The sequence below is a fragment of the Halomonas halmophila genome, assembly GCF_006540005.1.
Taxonomy (GTDB): domain Bacteria; phylum Pseudomonadota; class Gammaproteobacteria; order Pseudomonadales; family Halomonadaceae; genus Halomonas; species Halomonas halmophila.
The window spans coordinates 1-19,958 of the sequence record NZ_BJOC01000049.1; the positions used below are offsets into that span (position 1 = coordinate 1).

The 19,958-nt window shown below is 63.6% G+C and carries 16 protein-coding genes; 5 read left to right on the plus strand and 11 right to left on the minus strand.

All coding sequences use genetic code 11. The features are described from left to right. Nucleotides 1-143: 143 nt before the first annotated feature. The 3 genes from HHA01_RS13920 to HHA01_RS13930 form a co-directional block, all read right to left on the minus strand. A complete protein-coding gene (locus HHA01_RS13920) occupies nt 144-2,093 on the minus strand; it encodes a tripartite tricarboxylate transporter permease (RefSeq protein WP_141321750.1) in 1,950 nt (649 codons plus the stop codon). Nucleotides 2,094-2,170: 77 nt separating this feature from the next. Further along, nucleotides 2,171-3,295: a Bug family tripartite tricarboxylate transporter substrate binding protein gene (locus tag HHA01_RS13925; protein WP_141321752.1), complete on the minus strand. Its 1,125-nt coding sequence runs from the start codon at nt 3,293-3,295 to the stop codon at nt 2,171-2,173. A gap of 64 nt (nt 3,296-3,359) precedes the next feature. Then, a complete protein-coding gene (locus tag HHA01_RS13930) occupies nt 3,360-4,493 on the minus strand; it encodes a 4-oxalomesaconate tautomerase (RefSeq protein WP_218023816.1) in 1,134 nt (377 codons plus the stop codon). A gap of 144 nt (nt 4,494-4,637) precedes the next feature. Between HHA01_RS13930 and HHA01_RS13935 the strand changes: the two genes are divergently transcribed. Further along, nucleotides 4,638-5,546, plus strand: coding sequence for a LysR family transcriptional regulator (locus HHA01_RS13935; protein ID WP_174787739.1), 909 nt, complete (start codon nt 4,638-4,640; stop codon nt 5,544-5,546). Between the two features lie 48 nt (nt 5,547-5,594). Here HHA01_RS13935 and hglS read toward each other — a convergent pair whose 3' ends face one another. Further along, on the minus strand, nt 5,595-6,956 hold the full coding sequence (gene hglS, locus HHA01_RS13940) for a 2-oxoadipate dioxygenase/decarboxylase HglS (protein ID WP_141321754.1): 1,362 nt from the start codon (nt 6,954-6,956) through the stop codon (nt 5,595-5,597). Between the two features lie 257 nt (nt 6,957-7,213). Here hglS and HHA01_RS13945 point away from each other — a divergent pair, with 257 nt between their 5' ends. Then, nucleotides 7,214-8,119 carry a LysR substrate-binding domain-containing protein gene (locus tag HHA01_RS13945; protein WP_141321756.1) on the plus strand — a complete coding sequence of 302 codons (906 nt, stop codon included), beginning with the start codon at nt 7,214-7,216 and terminating at the stop codon, nt 8,117-8,119. Here HHA01_RS13945 and HHA01_RS13950 read toward each other — a convergent pair. Continuing rightward, the gene (locus HHA01_RS13950) at nt 8,116-9,021 is read right to left on the minus strand and encodes a LysR family transcriptional regulator (RefSeq protein WP_141321758.1); all 906 of its coding nucleotides are present in this window, start codon (nt 9,019-9,021) and stop codon (nt 8,116-8,118) included. The two genes, HHA01_RS13945 and HHA01_RS13950, sit on opposite strands and share 4 nt — an antisense overlap. Before the next feature lie 158 nt (nt 9,022-9,179). Here HHA01_RS13950 and amaB point away from each other — a divergent pair, with 158 nt between their 5' ends. Both amaB and amaA read left to right on the plus strand, forming a co-directional pair. Continuing rightward, nucleotides 9,180-10,673 (plus strand): L-piperidine-6-carboxylate dehydrogenase, encoded by a 1,494-nt coding sequence (amaB, locus tag HHA01_RS13955; RefSeq protein ID WP_141321760.1) that lies wholly within the window; start codon nt 9,180-9,182, stop codon nt 10,671-10,673. A gap of 52 nt (nt 10,674-10,725) precedes the next feature. Next, nucleotides 10,726-12,006, plus strand: a complete 1,281-nt coding sequence (amaA, locus tag HHA01_RS13960; RefSeq protein WP_141321762.1) for an L-pipecolate oxidase — start codon at nt 10,726-10,728, stop codon at nt 12,004-12,006. 161 nt (nt 12,007-12,167) lie between these two features. Here the strand turns inward: amaA and HHA01_RS13965 are convergent, their stop codons facing one another. The 4 genes from HHA01_RS13965 to HHA01_RS13980 form a co-directional block, all read right to left on the minus strand. Then, nucleotides 12,168-12,896: an amino acid ABC transporter ATP-binding protein gene (locus HHA01_RS13965; RefSeq protein ID WP_141321778.1), complete on the minus strand. Its 729-nt coding sequence runs from the start codon at nt 12,894-12,896 to the stop codon at nt 12,168-12,170. Between the two features lie 75 nt (nt 12,897-12,971). Beyond that, a complete protein-coding gene (locus HHA01_RS13970) occupies nt 12,972-14,066 on the minus strand; it encodes an amino acid ABC transporter permease (protein ID WP_141321764.1) in 1,095 nt (364 codons plus the stop codon). 1 nt (nt 14,067) lies between these two features. Continuing rightward, a complete protein-coding gene (locus HHA01_RS13975; RefSeq protein WP_141321766.1) occupies nt 14,068-15,246 on the minus strand; it encodes an amino acid ABC transporter permease in 1,179 nt (392 codons plus the stop codon). A 204-nt stretch (nt 15,247-15,450) separates the two neighbouring features. After that, entirely contained in the window at nt 15,451-16,479 is a 1,029-nt protein-coding gene (locus tag HHA01_RS13980; protein WP_141321768.1) for an amino acid ABC transporter substrate-binding protein, read from the minus strand. A gap of 130 nt (nt 16,480-16,609) precedes the next feature. Here HHA01_RS13980 and HHA01_RS13985 point away from each other — a divergent pair, with 130 nt between their 5' ends. Further along, complete coding sequence (locus tag HHA01_RS13985) at nt 16,610-17,233, plus strand: hypothetical protein (protein WP_141321770.1); 624 nt, start codon at nt 16,610-16,612, stop codon at nt 17,231-17,233. A gap of 187 nt (nt 17,234-17,420) precedes the next feature. Here HHA01_RS13985 and ahpF read toward each other — a convergent pair whose 3' ends face one another. Both ahpF and ahpC read right to left on the minus strand, forming a co-directional pair. Next, nucleotides 17,421-18,977 carry an alkyl hydroperoxide reductase subunit F gene (ahpF, locus tag HHA01_RS13990; RefSeq protein ID WP_141321780.1) on the minus strand — a complete coding sequence of 519 codons (1,557 nt, stop codon included), beginning with the start codon at nt 18,975-18,977 and terminating at the stop codon, nt 17,421-17,423. A 205-nt stretch (nt 18,978-19,182) separates the two neighbouring features. After that, nucleotides 19,183-19,746 carry an alkyl hydroperoxide reductase subunit C gene (ahpC, locus tag HHA01_RS13995; protein ID WP_141321772.1) on the minus strand — a complete coding sequence of 188 codons (564 nt, stop codon included), beginning with the start codon at nt 19,744-19,746 and terminating at the stop codon, nt 19,183-19,185. Nucleotides 19,747-19,958: the final 212 nt, after the last annotated feature.

Here is a 19,958-nt window from a genome sequence, read left to right on the forward strand (position 1 = left end):
AATAATGGTAGGTCGTGCCGGCGGCCTCGAAGGTCTGCAAGGTATCCGTTAGGGACGAGGGGCTCATGGTGTCTCCTTTCGTTGCACGGGCCGACGACACTCAAGGTCGTCGGCCCGCGGTGGACGTGCATGACGGGGCAGATTCAGCCGAACAGCCAGGGGTCGACCAGGCCGCTGGGGTAGGTCAGGGTCAGGAACTCGGCCATGCCCATCAGGAAGGCCGTGACGCCAAGCGCCATGATGACCGCCACCCAGGGCTTGAGACGCGCGATGGCAAGCAGGAACACAAGGGTGAACAGTGTCGCGGCAGTGATGAAGCCCAGTAGCAGGATGGCACCTACCAGAGTAAAGAAGCCCGCCAGCCAGAGTCCATGCAGGCCCATGGCTTGCTGCTGCCACTGTGGACGGTGCATCAGGCAACGAGCGATCTCCATGAGGCAGGATAAGGCGAGGATCGCGATGGCCAGCCGTGGCATGATGCCACCGATCAAGCTCAGGTCGGCCACATCGACCCAGGCAACGATGGCCGTTCCCAGCAGGGCGGCGAAGAGCACCACGTCGATGACACCCAGGGTAGGACGTTCGGTGCGGGCCGTGGAGGTGGCGCCGACCGAGGCGGCCTGGCGACGCTTGATCCATAGCGAACGCAACATGGGAATGAACATGGCGGCCAGAATCAAGGCGCCGATGATCAACACGCCCGGGCGCTGAAGGGCGTCCATACCCTGGAACTGCACCGCCTGGTAGAAGTACCCCTCCGCGCCTGGCGCCAGCACGAAGCCGATCAGGAAGGCAGGGCGCGACCAGTTTGCCTGCTTGAACAGGACCCCCAGGACGCCGACCGCCCCCAGGGCAATCAGGTCACCCGCGGAACGCGTGGCCTGGAAGGCGGCGAACATGATCAGCACCGTGATCAGTGGCGCCAGCGTGGCGAAGGGAACCCGGGTCAGGTTGGCCACCGGGCGGGCGAGCACCAGACACAGTGCGGCCCCCAGGATGTTGGCCAGGGCCAGCGACCAGATGATGGTATAGGTCAGGTCGAGGTGGGTCTCGATCATGCCGACACCGGGCTGTAGCCCGAGCAACAAGAGCCCGCCGAGGAAGACCGCGGCCGAACCCGAGCCGGGAACGCCGAACAGCAGGGTCGGGACCATGGCGCCGCAGGCACAGGCATTGTTGGCGGACTCGGGGGCGATGACGCCACGGATATCCCCCTTGCCGAATTCGGACGTGTCCTTGGCGCTCTGCACCGCATGCCCATAGGTGAGCCAGTCGACCACCGAGCCGGCCAAGCCGGGAATCGTGCCGATCAAGCTGCCGATGGCCGCGCAGCGCGCCACTAGCCCACGATTCTTGCCGACATCCTGGATACCCTGACGCCATCCCTTGCCTAGCCGGGCGGACTCACCGGCGATGGCGCCACGCTTGACCAGCAGATCGACAATCTCCGGGATGGCGAAGATCCCGAGACCCACCACCACCAACGGCACGCCATCGTAGAGATAGTCGAGTCCGAAGTTCATACGGAACTCGCCGGTGGCCGGCGCCATGCCGATGGCGCCCACCAGCAGGCCCAGGCCACAGGCGGCCAGCCCCTTGAAGAGGTCACGCCCGGAGAGCACGGCCACCATCGACAGCCCGAGCAGGGTCAGCATGAAGAGCTCGGAGGACGAGAACGACAGGACCAGTGGACGGGCGATCAGGATAATGCCGGTGAGTATGACGGCGCCGATCACGCCCCCGATCATCGAACACAGGAAGGCGCTGGACAGCGCGCGTGCCGCCTGGCCACGCTTGGCCAGCGAGAAGCCATCGATGACGGTCGCCTGGGAAGCACTGGAACCGGGAATGCCCAGCAGTACGGAGGCAAAGGTATCACCGGTGGGAATCACGGCGACCAGGCCCATCAGCATGCCAAGGGCCGCGGTCGGCTCCATGCCGTAGAGAAAGGGCAACAGCAGCGACATGCCAGCGATGCCGCCGAGGCCGGGGATGATGCCGACCACGAGGCCGACCAGCACACCCAGCACCATGAAAAGCAGATGGGACAGGGTGAGAATCTGCCCCAGGCTGGAGAGAAGGATATCGAGCATGGCGTATGGCTCTTGTATTGTGTGATCGGAAGGAACCGGGGCTGCCGGCCCATGAGGCCGGCAGAGCCCACTGGGCGTCAGATCTTGGCGCCGTGCTCCGACTGCAGCCACTCGGCCAGCCAGTCGCGTGTGGCGTCATCGATGGACATGGCATCATCGAGGTGGCGTTGGACGACGTCGCCGATAACCGGCGTGTAGGGCCCCAATTGAGCGGCGGCTGCCTTCTTGAACGCCTCGGTGTGCACGAAGTCGCGGGCCGCCTGGCGATAGGTGTCGACCAGGGCTTGCGGCGTTTCCTTCGGCACCATGATCAACTTCTGCAGGGCATAGCCGGAGGCAAAGAACTTGCGAAAGGCCTCGTAGGCTTTGCCCGACGGCGCCTCGCCATGCCGCGCTTTATAGACCTCATTGAAGGTGGGCAGCTCGGGAAACGCCGGGTCGCGGACGATCTTCCCTGCGTCGTTCAGCACCCCGAGCGAGAACAGCGGCACTGCCTTGCCCGCCTTCACCAGCGGCTCAACGTTGCTCAGATACGCGGAGCTGGTCTGAAAATCGATGTCGGCTTCCCCACGCTCGAAGGCCAGACGGCCCTCGCCCCGGCTGCGCATGCCGAACACGGCCTGGACGTCGGCGCCCAGCATGTCCAGTGCGATCAGTACCGGCAGCTCGACGCCGGTGGGGGTCTGCGCCGCCAGTTTGACCGGTTGTTCCAGCAGTGCATCCAGCGCCGTATCGGCCGACTCGCCGAGGTCGGGCTGGGCGTAGACCACCCCACCCGTCGGTGTGGCCAGGATGGGCGTCCAATCACTGTAGTCGTAGCGAACACGAGGATCGTCGAGCATGGCCGGATACTGGGTCGAAGCCGAGGTTCCCAGCCAGTTGCTGCCATCCGACTTGGCACGCACGGCGAACAGATTGGCACCATTGATGGAGCCACCACCGGGCACATTGTCGATCATGATGGTCGGCTCTCCCGGCAGAGCCTCACTGAGCCAGGGGGAGAAGAAGCGTGCCCAGACATCCGTACCACCACCGACCCCAAAGGGAATGGTCCACTGGATATTGCCGGGCACTTCGGTGTCCTGAGCCTGAGCCTGAGACGCCGCCGTCAGGCCCAGCCCGGAGATCGCAAGTCCAAGCAGCGCGACTTTCTTGAGCCGACCGAGCGAGAGAGAAGAGGTTGCAGTCTTTTGGATCATCATGGCGTTACTCCTGGCGTGTTGTCGTTGTCATGGTGGTTAATGAGAGCCCTGTCGATACGAGGGCTCAGCTAGCCTTTGACGTCAGCGTATCCCGACCGGGCGTTACAGGAAGCGAGTAGAAGATGGTCCCAGTCATGATCTTCCTGGCGGTGCGGATGAGAGAAACACGCACAATATCGCAGGCATTCTCGTTGCGGTGCTCGACATCCAGGTCGATGAACCCGGAGGGGTGTTCCAGCCTGACCTGCGACAGCCGGCCACCGGCCTCCAGTTTTCCCGCCTCCACCGCGATCCGGTTGGCCACGGTGCCAGGGACACTGACGGCCGTGGCCACGGCGATAGCGCCTGTCACGGCGATGGCACTATGGCAGCGATGAGGCACGAAGTAGCGGGTGCACAGCGCGGCGGTGTCGCTGGATGGGGCGGACACCAACACCGGCTTGGGCAAGACACTCTGGCTGACATCCCCCAGCCCCATTCGACGGCCGGCCTGACAGCGCACCAGCTCCAGCCGCTTCAGCATGGCAGGATGATCGTCCAGCTCCGCAGGGGATTCGCGGCCGCTGAGGCCCAGGTCGGCCGCGTTGACCATCATGATGGGAGTGGCCGCATCGAGGCAGGTCACCTCGATACCATCGATCGTGTCGGTGGCCTGCCCGGTCGGCAGCAGCGCGCCGGTCTTTGTGCCGGTGATATCAAGGAAGCTGAGCTGAATGCCCGCGGCGCGCCCTGGCACACCACTGATCGTCGTATCGCCCTCGTAAGCGATCTGACGTTCCGGGGTCGGGACGTGGCACTCGATCAACCGCTGGGTGTTGAGGTTGCGAACGCGGACGATAGTGGTCCCTTCCTCGGGCTCCACCAGTCCCGTCTCGATGGCATAGGGCCCCACGGCTGACAGCATATTGCCGCAGTTCGGATTGAAGTCGACGCGGCGATTGAGTACATCGACCTGTGCAAACAGGTAGTCGACGTCCGCCTCGGGATCGGAAGAACGCTCGACGATGGCCACCTTGCTGGTCAGTGGATCCCCCCCGCCAATGCCATCGATCTGAAGAGCGTGGCCAGACCCCATGAGATTGAGCAGGATCTCGGCTTGCTCTTCCTGGCTGTCGGGAAGGTCCCTCATGCGCAGGAAGGGGCCTCGGGAGGTGCCACCGCGCATGATCATGCAGGGAATACTGTTCATCATCGTCATGCCATATCGCGTCTGAAAGTTGTGATATGAGCATGTCAGGGCGCTTTTAATGCTTCAAATGCAAATAAATACCACAATTAATGCGTATATCGTATTAATGTGCTATCGTTATCAATAGCTATTACCCCATGCAAGAGTAAGAACATGCTGCATCGCCTGGAATTCCTTGATTTGCAGGTCTTTATTCTGGTCGCAGAGCTGGGCTCCTTCCACGAGGCCGCACAACGTCTCCACCTGTCTCAGCCGGCACTATCGCGCCGCATTCAGAAGCTCGAGGACCTCCTGGAAATCGAGCTGCTGGAACGCACCACTCGACGAACCCGGCTGACCCCTATCGGCACCGACTTCCTTCCCCGCGCAAGGCGTATGGTCGAGGAGTATGAATCATCGATTTTGGGCATTCGCGAGCTGGCCACGCATCAGAAGGGCACGGTCACCATCGCCTGCATTCCCACCGCGGCCTTCTATTTCCTGCCTAGTGTGATCCGCGGATTCAGCGAGGCATGGCCGGGGATCCGCATCAGGATTCTCGACGTCAGTGCCAAGGAAGGCCTGGAGAAGGTGATCAGTGGTGAGGTCGACTTCGGCATCAACATGTTCAGCGCCCAGAGTCCGGAAGTCTCCTTCACGCCACTACTGCAAGACCCCTTCGTCCTGGCACTTCGTTCCGATCACCCTCTGGCGGATAAAGATGGCATCGAATGGTCGGACCTCGAACAGGCCAGGTTGATCACCGTGAGCCGGGACAGCGGCAACCGTATGCTGCTGGACAATACGCTCTCGGCCGAGGGCATTCGATTGAACAGCTTCTACGAGGTCCAGCACCTTTCCACCTCTCTCGGGCTGGTCGAATCTGGGCTGGGAGTGGCGATCCTGCCCAGGATGACGATGCCTGGACCGGACCATGAAATCTTGTGTTCTCGAGAGCTGCCCGAGCCACGCATCCAACGCACCATTGGTCTGGTGAGAAGCAACTCGCACAGCATTTCCAGTACAGCCCAGCTGTTTATCGACATGCTACTCGAACACTGGGGACGCGCCACCTGCTCCTGAAATGGCGCTTGTGCATCAGTGATTCATCCAGGCATCCGCCATGCCAGGCTATCCAGCATCACTCAGCACGGCCATCACGGCCTCGATGGAGCCCTGTTCGCGCCTGGCATACAGCGCCAGCTCGTCGGTCACGGTCGCGCCCAGCGACGCCTCGAAAGCCTCGCGATTGGCGTTGCCGGCATAGGCCTGATTCTGGTCACCGCCGAGGTTGGACTGGAAGATGCCCGCGGCACTCACCGGCAGGAAGTCCTCGTAGGTGATCGGTCGAGCACTGACCAGCCCCTGTTCGATCAACACCTCCAGGTCGGTCTCGGCCACCAGGCCGGCCTCGCGTCCCGCCTCGGTCAGGCGATAATCGAAGAACGCCAGGCCCTGGCGACGCAACTCGCCATGGCTATCCGGGAAGGCCTGAAAGACCTCGCCGAGCACCTGTTGATGCGCCTGGTTGGCCAGCCCGGCGGTGCGCTGCCGCGACTCGGTGAGCAGACGGTCATAGAGCGCACGGCCCTTGGGGGTCAGCGCCACCCCGCGCTGCTCGATCTCACCGAAGCGGGCCGTGTGGCTGCCCTGCCGCTCGCCGACAAAGCGTGTCGGCTCTTCCAGGGCCTTGAAGCTGGTCTGGCGCAACAGGATCGGGCAGTCGCGGCGCGGCGGCCCCTCGATGACCTCCTTGGGGGTGATACCGGCCGCCGGCATGCGCCGCTGAACTTCGTCGATATCCAGGGTGCGCGGCGTCAGGTGGTTGATGTGCGGCCCGCGAAAGCAGACGACATCGGCGATCAGGCGGTGCTCGCCGTGCAGCGCCTCATAGGTATCGAGATCCACGGTGGCGTCCTGATGCCAGCGAAACGTCTCCAACGCCTCGCTGACGAAGCGATCGGCCTGCTCGCTGGTCAGCCCGCCCTGGCGTTCGCTGAGTTCGATCAGCTCGCGCGCGCCTGGGGTGAAGATGTCGCGCCGGGCAAGAATCTCGGCGGCCCGTTCGCGTAGCTCAACGCTTTCGATGAGCTCGAGGCGCAGCAGCGAGGTAAAGACCCGGAACGGATTGCGCGCCAGCGCCTCGTCCTCGACCGGCCGGAACGCCGTCGAGTGCACCGGCACCCCCGCTTCAGACAGATCGTAATAGCCCACCGGGAACATGCCCATCACCGCGAACAGGCGGCGCAGCATGGACAGCTCCTCGGGCGTGCCGACACGAATGGCACCATGCCGCTCGACGCCCAGGCGGTTCATTTCATCGTGGGCCGCGAGTCGCTCGGCCAGCCCGGGGTCGTTGTGCAGGGTTTCCTGATTGACCTCCGCCACCAGCTCCAACAGGGCGCCGTACTGCGGCACTTCGTCCTGGTACATGGCCGACATGGCGCGGGAAAAGCGATCACGAATCTCGTGATGCGACACCGGAGACGTCATCGTGCCTACCTCTGGGTTGCCGTTCGCCCGGGCAGGCACTCGAGGTGGCCTGCTCGGGCATGAAGAATCCACGGGTCGTCGGCAGCCGACGACCATCCTGCCATGAATGAGAACAGAGCCAGCAGCTTGCCGGCAAACGAAAAAAAGCGGGCTACCCATTCCTTGTGCTCATGCATCCTGCACTGCCCTGCCTTACAATGCAGATAACCAGGAAGATGCATGAACACTGGGAATCCTTGCGAATACGGAGATCGGCCATGAGCGCCCGCCACCTGCCCGCGACCATGACCATGCAGTGTTTCGAGGCCGCGGCGCGTCATCTGAGCTTCACACGCGCCGCCGATGAACTGAGCATCACCCAGAGCGCCGTCAGCAAGCAGGTGGCCCAGCTCGAGGGCTATCTCCAGCACAAGCTGTTCCGGCGCGTGCGGCGTAACCTGGTGCTGACCCCCGAGGGTTCGCTGTATCTCACTGAGGTGCGCCGGATACTGTCCCAGATCGAGATGTCGGCGCACTCGATCATGACCTACCGCGGCCAGGCCGAAGCCCTGCGCGTCGCCTGCCTGCCGACCTTCGGCGCGCGCTGGCTGGCGCGGCAGTTGCCGGCTTTCCTGGAGGCCAATCCACGGCTCGATCTCAGCGTTCACGACCACGTCGAGGCCTTCGACCTGGAGCGCGAGAACATCGAGGTGGCGATTTTCCACGGCCATGGCCACTGGCCGAACCTGGAGTGCCACAAGTTGTTCGAGGAAGAGGTCGTCGCCGTGGCCGCACCGGATTACCGGGCGCGTCAGCCCGCGCAACACGCCGCCGACCTGGCCGAACGCCGTCTGCTGCATCTCGCTACCCGTCCCGATGCCTGGCACCGCTGGTTTGCCGATCAACACATCGCCAGCGAACACAGTTACCACGGTACCCGCTTCGAGACCTTCCAGATGCTGATTCGCACCGCCATGAGCGGCGGCGGGCTGGCCCTGGTGCCGCGCTTCTTCGTCGCTGATGAACTGGCCGCAGGCCGACTCGTGCTGGCCTGGCCACATGTCATGCGCGGGCCGGATGCCTATTACCTGGTGTATCCCGAGCATCTCGGCGAACTGCCCAGGGTACGCCGCTTCGTCGACCATCTCCTGGCGTGTGCCGCTGCGGACACCCCCGTCGACTAGCCCGAGACGGCGGGCCGTTCGAGGTGCTCGAGTATCCAGTCGGTGAAGCCCTTGACCTTGCCCACTTCGGCCTTGTGTTCCGGGTAGGCCAGATAGTAGGCCTCGCGACTGGTCAGCCCGAACGACCAGGGCACGCTCAGTTGACCGGCCGCCAGTTCCTCCTCGGCCAGGAAGCGCGGTACCAGCGCCACACCGCAGCCGGCGCGAGCGGCACGCAGGGCCATGTCGAAGGTATCGAAACGCGGGCCATGATAACTGTGCTCGGTATAGCAGCCCTGGGCCGCGAACCAGTCATGCCAGGCCTCGGGGCGGGTGGCGTTCTGCAACAGCACCAGTCGGGTCAGCGCCAGCGGCTCACTGATGCCGCCGGGCGGAAGCGCCGAGGGCGCGCAGACCGGCACCCGCTCCTCGTCGAACAGGCGGATGCACTCGGCCCGCGGCCAGGCGCCATGGCCGAAGAAGAAGGCCACATCGACCCGTTCTTCCTCCAGATCGAAGGGCTCCGAGCGATTGGTGATGTTCAGGTAGGTGCGCGGATGGCGAAAGCGAAACCCGTTGAGCCGCGGGATCAGCCAACGGGCGCCGAAGGTCGGCAGGGTGGTGACATTGAGCACCTCGCTCTGGCCGCCGTAGGACTGCATGTAGCGCGTGGACATCTCCACCTGGGCGAGGATCTTGCGCACCTCGGTGAGGTAGAGCGCGCCTTCCGGCGTGACCTGCAGACGCTTGCGCACCCGACGAAACAGTGGATGCTCGAGGGTCGACTCCAGCTGAGCCACCTGCTTGCTGACCGCGCTCTGGGTCAGGTTCAGTTCATCGGCGGCGCGGGTGAAGCTCATGTGCCGCACCGAGGCCTCGAAGCATTGCATGGCGGTGAGGGTGGGCAGGTGTCGACGGCTCATGCAGCTCTCCGGGTAGATAGGACGATTCACGAAAAAATGGAATGACCTTCATATAAAACGTCGTTTGAGCGGCGTCAATCGGCGCGTCAATACTGGCCTCATTTCCGCCATTCTGGAACAGACGCTTGGCGTCAGGCTCGGACACAAGAGGAAACACCATGATCGACACGCTCATGCACAAGCTCGGGGTCGATGAGGCCCGTTATCGTCAAGGGGATTTCGTCATCACCTCGCCCACCGACGGCGGCGAGATCGGCCGCGTCAGCCTGGAAGGCGCCGATGCCATCGAGGACCGCGTGGCACGTGCTCGCAGCGCCTTCGAACAGTGGCGCCAGGTGCCGGCCCCACGGCGCGGCGAGCTGGTGCGCCTGTTCGGCGAGCAGTTGCGTCGCCACAAGGAAGACCTGGGCGCCCTGGTGACCCTGGAGTGCGGCAAGATCTACCAGGAAGGCCTGGGCGAAGTGCAGGAAATGATCGACATCTGCGACCTGGCGGTGGGCCAGTCGCGTCAGCTCTACGGCCTGACCATCGCCTCCGAGCGCCCGGGCCACCACATGCGCGAGAGCTGGCATCCGCTGGGCCCCATCGGCCTTATCACCGCCTTCAACTTCCCGGTCGCGCCCTGGGCCTGGAATTCCGCCCTGGCGCTGGTGTGCGGCAACAGCCTGCTGTGGAAGCCGTCGGAAAAGACCCCGCTCACCGCCCTGGGCTGCCAGGCCTTGCTGGAACGCGCCATGGCCGAGTTCGGCGACGAGGCACCGGCCGACCTGAGCCAGGTGATCATCGGCGACCGCGCTGCCGGCGAGCGCCTGGCCGACGACCCTCGCGTACCGCTGATCAGCGCCACCGGCAGCACCCGCATGGGCCGCGAAGTGGCGCCTCGCGTGGCGGCCCGCTTCGGTCGCAGCATCCTCGAGCTGGGCGGCAACAACGGCATGATCCTGGCGCCCAGCGCCGATCTGGACATGGCGGTGCGCGCCATCCTGTTCTCGGCCGTGGGCACCGCCGGGCAGCGCTGCACCACGCTGCGCCGCCTGATCGTCCACGAGTCCGTGCGCGACGAGGTGGTCGAGCGCGTCAAGAAGGCCTATGCCGGCGTGACCATCGGTGACCCCATGGAAGGCAGCCTGGTCGGCCCGCTGATCGATGCCCAGGCCTTCGAGCAGATGCAGTCGGTGCTCGACCAGGCACGCCAGCAGGGCGCCACGGTGTTCGGCGGCGAGCGCCAGCTGGCCGACCAGTACCCGGATGCCTACTACGTCACGCCGGCCATCGTCGAAGTGGCGTCGCAGAATGAACTGGTCAAGAACGAGACCTTCGCGCCGATCCTCTACGTAATGAGCTACCGCGACTTCGACGAGGCCATGGCGATGCACAATGACGTGCCCCAGGGGCTGTCGTCGTGCATCTTCACCACCGATGTCCGCGAGTCCGAGGCCTTCGTCTCGGATGTGGGCAGCGACTGCGGTATCGCCAACGTCAATATCGGCCCGAGTGGTGCCGAGATCGGTGGCGCCTTCGGCGGCGAGAAGGACACCGGCGGCGGCCGCGAGTCCGGTTCGGACATCTGGAAGAGCTACATGCGCCGCCAGACCAACACCGTCAACTACTCCCGCGAGCTGCCGCTGGCTCAGGGCATCAAGTTCGACTGACCCGACGTTACGACGCCGCTTCTCATGTCATCGCGGAGGTCATGAAAGCCGTATGAAGTCGACCTGTATCTGGACCGCCTCGTCCCCCGAGGCACCACTCGACGCCCCGCGTCTGGAAGGCCAGGCAGAAGCCGATGTCGTCGTGATCGGCGGCGGCATTACCGGCCTGAGCACGGCCATTCATCTCGCCGAGACGGGGGTGTCGGTGGCCCTGCTGGAAGCCGGCGAGATTCCCAGCGGCGGCTCCGGCCGCAGCGTCGGCCTGGTCAACGCCGGGATGTGGATTCCGCCGGACGACATCCTCGAGGCCCTCGGCCCGGAAAACGGCGAGCGTGCCAACAGCGTCCTCGGCCAGGCACCTGCCGAGGTCTTCGCGCTGATCGATCGCTACGCCATCGACTGCCAGGACACCCGCACCGGCACCCTGCACCTGGCGCACAATGCCAGGGGCGAGCAGGAACTGGAACGGCGTTACCAGCAGTTCTCCCAGCGTGGTGCGCCGGTGGAGCTGCTCGAGGGCGAGGACTGTCAGCGGCGCATCGGCACACAGCGTATTCGGCGCACCCTGCTCGACCGGCGTGCCGGCACCCTCAACCCCACCGCCTACACCCGGGGCCTGGCCCGCGCCGCCCGGCAGGCGGGCGCCCATCTGTATACCCACAGCCCGGCCGAAGGCATCGAGCGAGTGGGCGAAAGCTGGCGGGTCGACACACCAGCGGGCTGTGTGCGGGCCCCGCAATTGGTGATCGCCACCAACGCTTACACCGAGGGGCACTGGAACCAGGTACGCGACGTCTTCTTTCGCGGGCACTTCTACCAGGTAGCCTCGCCACCGCTGCCCGACGACATCGCCGGCGATATCCTGCCCGAACGTCAGGGCGCCTGGGATACGCGCATGGTACTCAGCAGCATGCGCCGCGACGCTGAAGGCCGGTTGATTCTCGGCAGCCTGGGCTGCGGCGATACCAAACCGGAGACCTTTCTACGCTGCTGGGCCGACCGCATCCAGCGCCATTACTTCCCGCAACTGGGACAGGTGGACTGGGAATGCACCTGGACCGGCCAGGTCGGCTTCACGCCGGATCACACCCTGCGCCTGTTCGAACCCGCCCCGGGCATTCTCGCCGCCGCCGGCTACAACGGCCGCGGCATCACCACCGGCACCGTGGTCGGCAAGGGCTTCGCCCGCTACCTCACTCAGGGTGACGACAGCAGCCTGCCCCTGCCAGTGCGACGCGCCCCGCCGCTCCGCGCCAAGCCGTTATGGAGCAAGGCCTACGAAAGCGGCTTCACCCTCTACCACGCCGGACAATGCCTGCGGATCGTCGCTTGAGGAATCACTGCTTAAATGCCTGCGCATGCAAATCGCTTCGTTGCGCGGTGCTCGAAAGCTCGTCTAACTATCAGTTATGTCTCGCTTTCTGTGCTCCGTGCGCCTTGCGCTTAACTATGCTCGGCGATTTATTCAGCGTTTCCTTGAGAGGGCCGCTTGGCTTAGTGCCCTAGAATCTGACTCAGGAACAACTTCGTCCGCTCCGACTCCGGGTTGTTGAAGAAGGTCTCGGGCGGCGCCTGCTCGATGATCTGGCCCTGATCCATGAAGATCACCCGGTCGGCCACCGTCTTGGCGAAGCCCATCTCGTGGGTCACGCACAGCATGGTCATGCCGTCGTGGGCCAGCTCGACCATGACGTCGAGCACCTCCTTGATCATCTCCGGGTCGAGCGCCGAGGTCGGCTCATCGAAGAGCATCACCTCGGGGCGCATGCACAGCGCCCGGGCAATGGCCACGCGCTGCTGCTGGCCACCGGATAACTGGCCCGGATACTTGTCGGCCTGATCAGCGATCTGCACCCGCTCGAGAAACTCCCGGGCGGTCTTCTCGGCCTCGACCCGCGGCTTCTTCTGCACCCAAGTCTGGGAGATGCAGCAGTTGTCGAGCACCGAAAGATGCGGGAAGAGATTGAAGTGCTGGAAGACCATGCCGACATTGCGACGAATCTGCTCGATGCGCTTGATGTCCTGGGTCATGGTCACGCCATCGACCGTGATGCGGCCCTGCTGATGCTCCTCCAGATGATTGAAGCAACGGATCAGGGTCGACTTGCCCGAGCCCGAAGGCCCGCAGACGACAATGCGCTCACCGCGCCCCACCGTCAGGTCAATGTCGCGCAGCACATGAAAGTCGCCGTACCACTTGTTGAGCCCCTCCACCTCAATCATCGGAGTATCCGCAGAGGAAGCGCTTGCCGAATTGTTTGCCGTCATGACGGTATTTCCTTGTTATTAAACGCTGAATCAGTGGCCTGTGTGGAGGCGCCGCTCTATATACTGACTGTACCTGGACATGCTGAAACAGAAGACCCAGAACATCAGTGCGGCGAAGACATAGCCCTCGGTGGCAAAGCCCAGCCAGTCACTGTCGGTGAGCCCCGCGCGAATGATCGCCAGCAGGTCGAACAGGCCGATGATCAGCACCAGCGAGGTATCCTTGAACAGCGCAATGAAGGTGTTGACGATGCCGGGAATCACCATCTTCAAAGCCTGAGGCAGCACGATCAGTCCCATGCGCCGCCAGTAGCCCAGCCCCAGTGCCTTGGCGGCCTCCTCCTGGCCGGAGGGAATCGCCTGCAGGCCGCCCCGCACCACCTCGGCCATATAGGCGCTCCAGAAGAACATGATGCCGATCAGGGCACGCAACAACTTGTCGAACTCGACCTCGGTGGGCACGAACAACGGCAGCATGACCGAGGCCATGAACAGCACCGTGATCAAGGGCACACCGCGCCAGAACTCGATGAACACCACGCACAGGCTGCGCACTAGTGGCATCTGCGAACGCCGGCCCAGGGCCAGCACCACGCCGATCGGCAAGGAGCCGACGATGCCCACGGTGGCCACCGTCAGAGTCAGCATCAGTCCGCCCCACTCGCGAGTCGGCACCTCCACAAGGCCGAAGTGGCCACCGTTCAGCAGGACATAGGCGAGGATCGGAAAGCCGACCAGGGCAAAGGCGCCTACCCAGCGTTTGGCCGGCAGCCGCGGTATGGCCAGCCAGGCCACCAGCAACGTCATCATGGCCAGCACGCTATTCACCCGCCAACGTTCAGGATCGGGGTAGAAACCATAGATGATGGTCTCGAAACGCGCACTGATGAACACCCAGCAGGCGCCCTCGCCAGAACAGGCCTCACGCGTCGAGCCCAGCCAATCGGCGTCGATCAGCGCCCACTTGGCCATGGGCCACAGCATCATGGCCAGCAGCACCATGGTGATCACGCTGAGTACGCTGTTGAGCGGGCCATTGAACAGATTGGCGCGCAACCAGCCGACCACGCCACGGCGCATGTCCGGCGGACGACGCGCCTCGATCATCTCGGTTCGTGTCGTCATCTCATCGCTCCTTGAGCAAAGTGCGCGCGTTGTAGAGGTTCATCAACGCCGAAACCACCAGGCTGATCACCAGATAGACCGCCATGGTGATGGCGACGATCTCGATGGCCTGACCAGTCTGGTTGAGCGCCGTGCCGGCGAATACCGCGACCAGATCCGGATAGCCGATGGCAGTGGCCAGCGAGGAATTCTTGGTCAGATTGAGATACTGACTGGTCAACTGCGGCACGATGACCCGCATGGCCTGCGGAATGACGACCTTGCGCAGGGTCACATCGCCGGGCAGGCTGATCGCTTTCGCCGCCTCGGTCTGCCCCTTGGGCACCGACTGAATGCCCGAGCGCACGATCTCGGCAATGAACGAAGCGGTATAGATGGACAACGCCAGCCACAGCGCCACCAGCTCGGGAATGACCGTCACTCCGCCCTGAAAATTGAAGCCGGCCATCTCGGGCATTTCCCAGGCCAGCGGCTGGCCGGTCAGCATGAAGACCAGCAGCGGCAGGCCGATCAGGATCAGTGCACCGAGACGAAAGACGGGGAGTGCCTTGCCGGTACGGGTCTGCAGGCGCCGCGCGTAGATTGTCAGAGCCACCACGGCGACCACGGCCAGCAACAGCGCCCAGAGCGTCGCCGAGAAGCCGGGCAGGGGCTCGGGAGCCGGCACCACCAGGCCACGCACATTGAGAAAGATGGCCTCGAACAACGACAGGCTCTGATTCGGACTCGGCAACGCCCGCAGGACCGCGAAGTACCAGAAGAGAATCTGCACCAGCAGCGGGATATTGCGAAAGATTTCGACGTAGACGGCGGCGAGCTTGGCCATCAGCCAGTTGTTCGAGAGACGCGCGATGCCCACCGCAAAGCCGATGACGGTCGCCGCCACGATGCCCATGGCGGAAACCAGCAGGGTGTTCAACAGGCCCACCACGAAGGTACGGGCATAGCTGCTGTCACCGCTGTACTCGATCAGGGTCTGGGGAATGGAGAAGCCGGCCCGTTCCTGGAGAAAGCCGAAGCCCGTGGTGATGCCACGCGCCTCCAGGTTGGACAGGGTGTTGGTCACGATCATGGCGACAAAACCCAGCAGGGCCAGCAGCAGAATCGCCTGGATCACCAACGCACGAACGGCGGGGTCACGCCATAGCGGCCCCCGTTCGGAAGTAGAAGAACGCTGCATGTCGAGCCTCGAACGGGATATCACGACCCGCCACCCCGACGGGTGACGGAAGCAGAAATCAACGGGATATGACACGGCCCGATCGCTGCAGCGGCCCCGACACTTGCCGAGGCCGCTGGCTGCCACCCGTCAGGGCGACGCGTGCACGATCATGGACCGGGTTGTCCCGACCCGGGAAACGCGGAATCCGTCAGCGACCTTGGCTCAACGGACCGGCGGCGCGTAGAGGATGCCGCCCTCATTCCACAGCGCATTGATGCCGCGACTGATTTCCAGCGGCGAGTTCTTGCCGACGGTATCGGCGAAGACTTCGCCGTAGTTGCCCACCTGGGAAATGATGTTGTACGCCCAGTCGTTGCTGAGGCCCAACTGCTCGCCATAGGTACCTTCCACACCGAGCAGACGCGCCACCCCGGGATTGGGTGGGTTCTTCTTCATTTCATCGACATTGTCACTGTTGATGCCCATTTCCTCGGCATTGATCATGGCGAAGATCGTCCACTGAACGATGTCGAGCCACTGATCATCGCCCTGGCGCACCACGGGGCCCAGCGGCTCCTTGGAGATCAGTTCGGTGAGAATCTCGACGCTGCCGGGCTCGGGGAGTTGCAGGCGCAGAGCGCTGAGCTGCGAGGTATCGGAGGTCAGTACATCACAACGGCCACTGGCGAAGCCCTGAGCCGTCTGGTCCGGGGTATCGAAGGTCACGGTGCTGATGTCGATGCCCCGCGAGGGGAAGTAGTCGGCGAGGTTGAGTTCGTGGGTGGTGCCGGACTGGATACAGATCGAGGCGCCATTCAGACCTTCGAGGTCCTCGATTTCCAGGTCCTTGGCGACCATGAAGCCCTGGCCATCGTAGAAGGTGGTGGCGGTAAAGTTCAGGCCCAGGGAGTTGTCCCGGGTGGCCGTCCAGGTGGTATTGCGCGACAGGACGTCAATTTCGCCGGACTGCAGTGCCGTGAAACGCTCCTTGGCAGTCAGCGGGGTAAAGGCGACTTTTTCGGGATCACCGAAGATGGCCGAAGACACGGCGCGGCAGGTCTCCACATCCAGGCCTTGCCAGGTACCATTCTCGTCCGGCGATGAGAAGCCAGCCAGCCCGACATTGACACCGCAGCGCAGGTTACCACGTTCCTTGACCTCGTCCAGGGTAGCAGCCGAGGCGGTCGCGGCGGTTCCAAGCGACAGGGTAGCGAGGGATAGGGCTACCAGCGTCTTTTTGTTGTTACGCATGACCAGAAACTCCGTTGTTGTCTTGTAATGTGCATGCATGAGTTCGCAATGCGACCCTTGCGAATCTAGCAACGACTGTATCCAACCGGCAACGCTGTCATTAAACGTTTGTCACATTGAGACTATACCCATGCGTCTTGTCACTTTCCTGGCGAGCGGCTGGCTCGTCTGCCTGCTCGCCGCCCTGCCTGTCACTCCAGCTCTGGCGACCAGCTTCAACACCGTCGATGTCCAGCGCCACGCTGACTGGCACTCGCTGCGCCTGACCCTGGGCGAGGAACGCCATGTACGCGCCATCGAGCAGAGCAGCTACTCGGACAGCGTGCTCAGCGTCAACGCCACGCCCGGCGCCTGCGGGCAGCGCTGGCTGGAGATGCGCGTGACGCTCGACGAGGTCCAGGCCGAGAGCGCCACCTGGGACCGGGTGCCGGTGGATGTGATGGTCGATCAGGACAGGGTCTACACCGGCGAGGCGGCCTTTATCACCGTGCGCGGCGACGACGGCTTCTATGTGCGGCTGACGATGCCGGATACCGGCGCCCTGCTCGATGGCATGCGCCACGGCGAGACACTGCGTCTGCGCATCCACCGCGCCGAGGAAGACTATTGGTTCATGGTCTTCAGTCTGAACGGCGCCGACCAGGCGCTGACCCGCATGAACCGCCTGTGCGAGACGCGTCCTGCAGACAACGCCGCCCCACACGACAACGCCCCCGCCGGTAAACCGACGAGGGCATCACCCACCACGAAATGATGGCTTGCGCTTTCCCAGCTCGTAATGTCGATGGTGGGCGCCGGGGACAAGGCGAAGCGAGGGTCATCCGCCATGAATGGCGGATGTAGTGCCCATGGAGGGGTTCACAGCGCCCTCGCGAAGGCTTGTCGACGGAAAAGCCCACCTCTCCCTGCGGTTTGAAGATGACCGTCAGAAATACTTTCACTCACTGGCGAATCAAGTAGTCAAAAGCCCCCAGCGCCGCCCGCGAGCCTTCGCCCAGCGAGATGACGATCTGCTTGTAGGGCACCGTGGTCACATCACCGGCAGCGAAGATGCCCGGCACCGAGGTCATGCCGCGCTCATCGGTGATGATCTCGCCATGCCCCGAGAGCTCGATGGACGAATCACGCAGCCACTCGGTGTTGGGCACCAGGCCGATCTGCACGAAGATGCCTTCCAGTTCGAGGTCGCGCAGCTCGCCGCTGGCGCGCTCTTCATAGGTCAGGCCGGAAACCCGTGCCCCATCGCCGTTGACCTGGGTCGTGCGCGCGCCCTTGATGATCTCGACATTGGGCAGGCTGGCGAGCTTCTTCTGCAGTACCTCGTCGGCGCGCAGCTCATCCATGAACTCGATCAGGATGACTTCCTTGACCAGGCCGGACAGGTCGATGGCCGCCTCGACACCGGAGTTGCCGCCGCCGATCACGGCGACCCGCTTGCCCTTGAACAAGGGGCCATCACAGTGCGGGCAGTAGGCCACGCCCTTGTTGCGATACTCGGCTTCGCCGGGCACGTTCATCTCCCGCCAGCGCGCCCCGGTGGAGAGCACCAGCGTCCTGCTTTTCAGGCTGGCGCCCGAGGCGAAGCGCACCTCGTGCTCGCCGCCCGGTTCGGTTGAAGGCACCAGCTCGGTGGCCCGCTGCAGGTCCATGATCTCCACGTCGTACTGCTTGACGTGTTCCTCCAGGGCCGCCGCCAGCTTGGGGCCTTCGGTGTAGGGCACGGAGATCAGGTTCTCGATGCCCATGGTGTCGAGCACCTGGCCGCCGAAACGCTCGGAGGCGACACCGGTGCGAATGCCCTTGCGTGCGGCATAGACGGCGGCCGATGCGCCGGCCGGGCCGCCGCCGACCGTCAACAGGTCGAAGGCCGGCATCTCGTTGAGGCGTTCGGCTTCACGCTCCTCGGCGCCGGTATCCACCTTGGCGAGGATCTGCTCGAGGCTCATGCGGCCCTGGTCGAAGGGCTCGCCGTTGAGGAAGATGCCGGGCACCGACATGACCTCGCGGGCGTCGACCTCATCCTTGAACAGCGCGCCGTCGATGGCCACATGGCTGATGCCCGGGTTGAGCACGGCCATCAGGTTCAGCGCCTGGACCACGTCCGGGCAGTTCTGGCATGACTGCGAGAAATAGGTCTCGAAGTGCAGGCCGCCCGGCAGCGCCTTGATCTGCTCGACGGTTTCGTCGCTGGCCTTGGGCGGATGGCCGCCGACATGCAGCAGGGCCAGCACCAGCGAGGTGAACTCGTGGCCCATGGGGATGCCGGCGAAGACGATGCCGGTGGACTCGCCTTCACGGTGCAGCGCAAAGGACGGCGCACGCTCGTCGTCACCATCCAGGCGCAAGCTGATCCGGTCGCTCAGGCCGGCGACATCCTTCAGCAGGGCATGCATTTCCCGAGACTTGTCGCCGTCATCGAGGGTGGCGACGATCTCGAAGGGCCGTGTGACCTTCTGCAGATAGGCATTGAGCTGGGATTTCAGATTGTCGTCCAACATAACGGCGATATCCTCGTCGCGGATCATCAAGACACGACTCCCCCGTGGCGACCACTCGGGTAGCGCATCCTGCAGTCAATTCGGTGATGCAAACCCGGGCAGCACCCGGGCTTGTCAGGCAGGCATCGGCGGCCGCGAACCATCAGGCCGCCGATTCAGGCAACATGGCCTCAAAAGAGGCGTTGCCGGCAGGAAGCAGGCTTCCTTAGATCTTGCCGACCAGGTCCAGAGACGGCTCGAGGGTTTCCTGACCTTCTTCCCACTTGGCCGGGCAAACCTCGTTGGGGTTGGCACGCACGTACTGGGCGGCCTTGACCTTGCGCAGCAGCTCTTCGGCATTACGGCCGATGTTGCCGGCGTTGAGCTCGACGATCTGGATCTTGCCGTCCGGGTCGACCACGAAGGTACCGCGATCGGCCACACCGTCTTCCTCGATCAGCACATCGAAGTTGCGCGACACGACGTGAGTCGGGTCGGCCAGCATCGGGTACTGCAGCTTGCCGATGGTCTCGGAGCTGTCGTGCCATGCCTTGTGAGTGAAGTGAGTGTCGGTGGAGACGCTGTAGATTTCCACGCCGAGCTTCTTGAACTCTTCGTAGTTGTCGGCCAGGTCACCCAGCTCGGTGGGGCAGACGAAGGTGAAGTCGGCCGGATAGAAGAAAAAGATGCTCCACTGGCCCTTCAGGCTTTCATTGGTAACGTCAATGAATTCGCCATTGTAATAGGCAGTCGCCTTGAACGGCTTCACTTCAGTGTTGAGAATCGGCATTGATGGATGACTCCTTGCTGTCGTGGGTGGTCGGCTCAATACAGGGCCTAGGATATCGACCAAGGTCCTATAGGGTAAATTGAACGAGCTGATCCGGCTGATAGGGCTTTCCTAAAAAGCCCTATCAGCCGGATCTCACTGCATGATGGTATCGCTCAGGCGACGAAATGATGACACGGCCTTCCACGTGTCGTCAGCGTTCACCCAGGGCG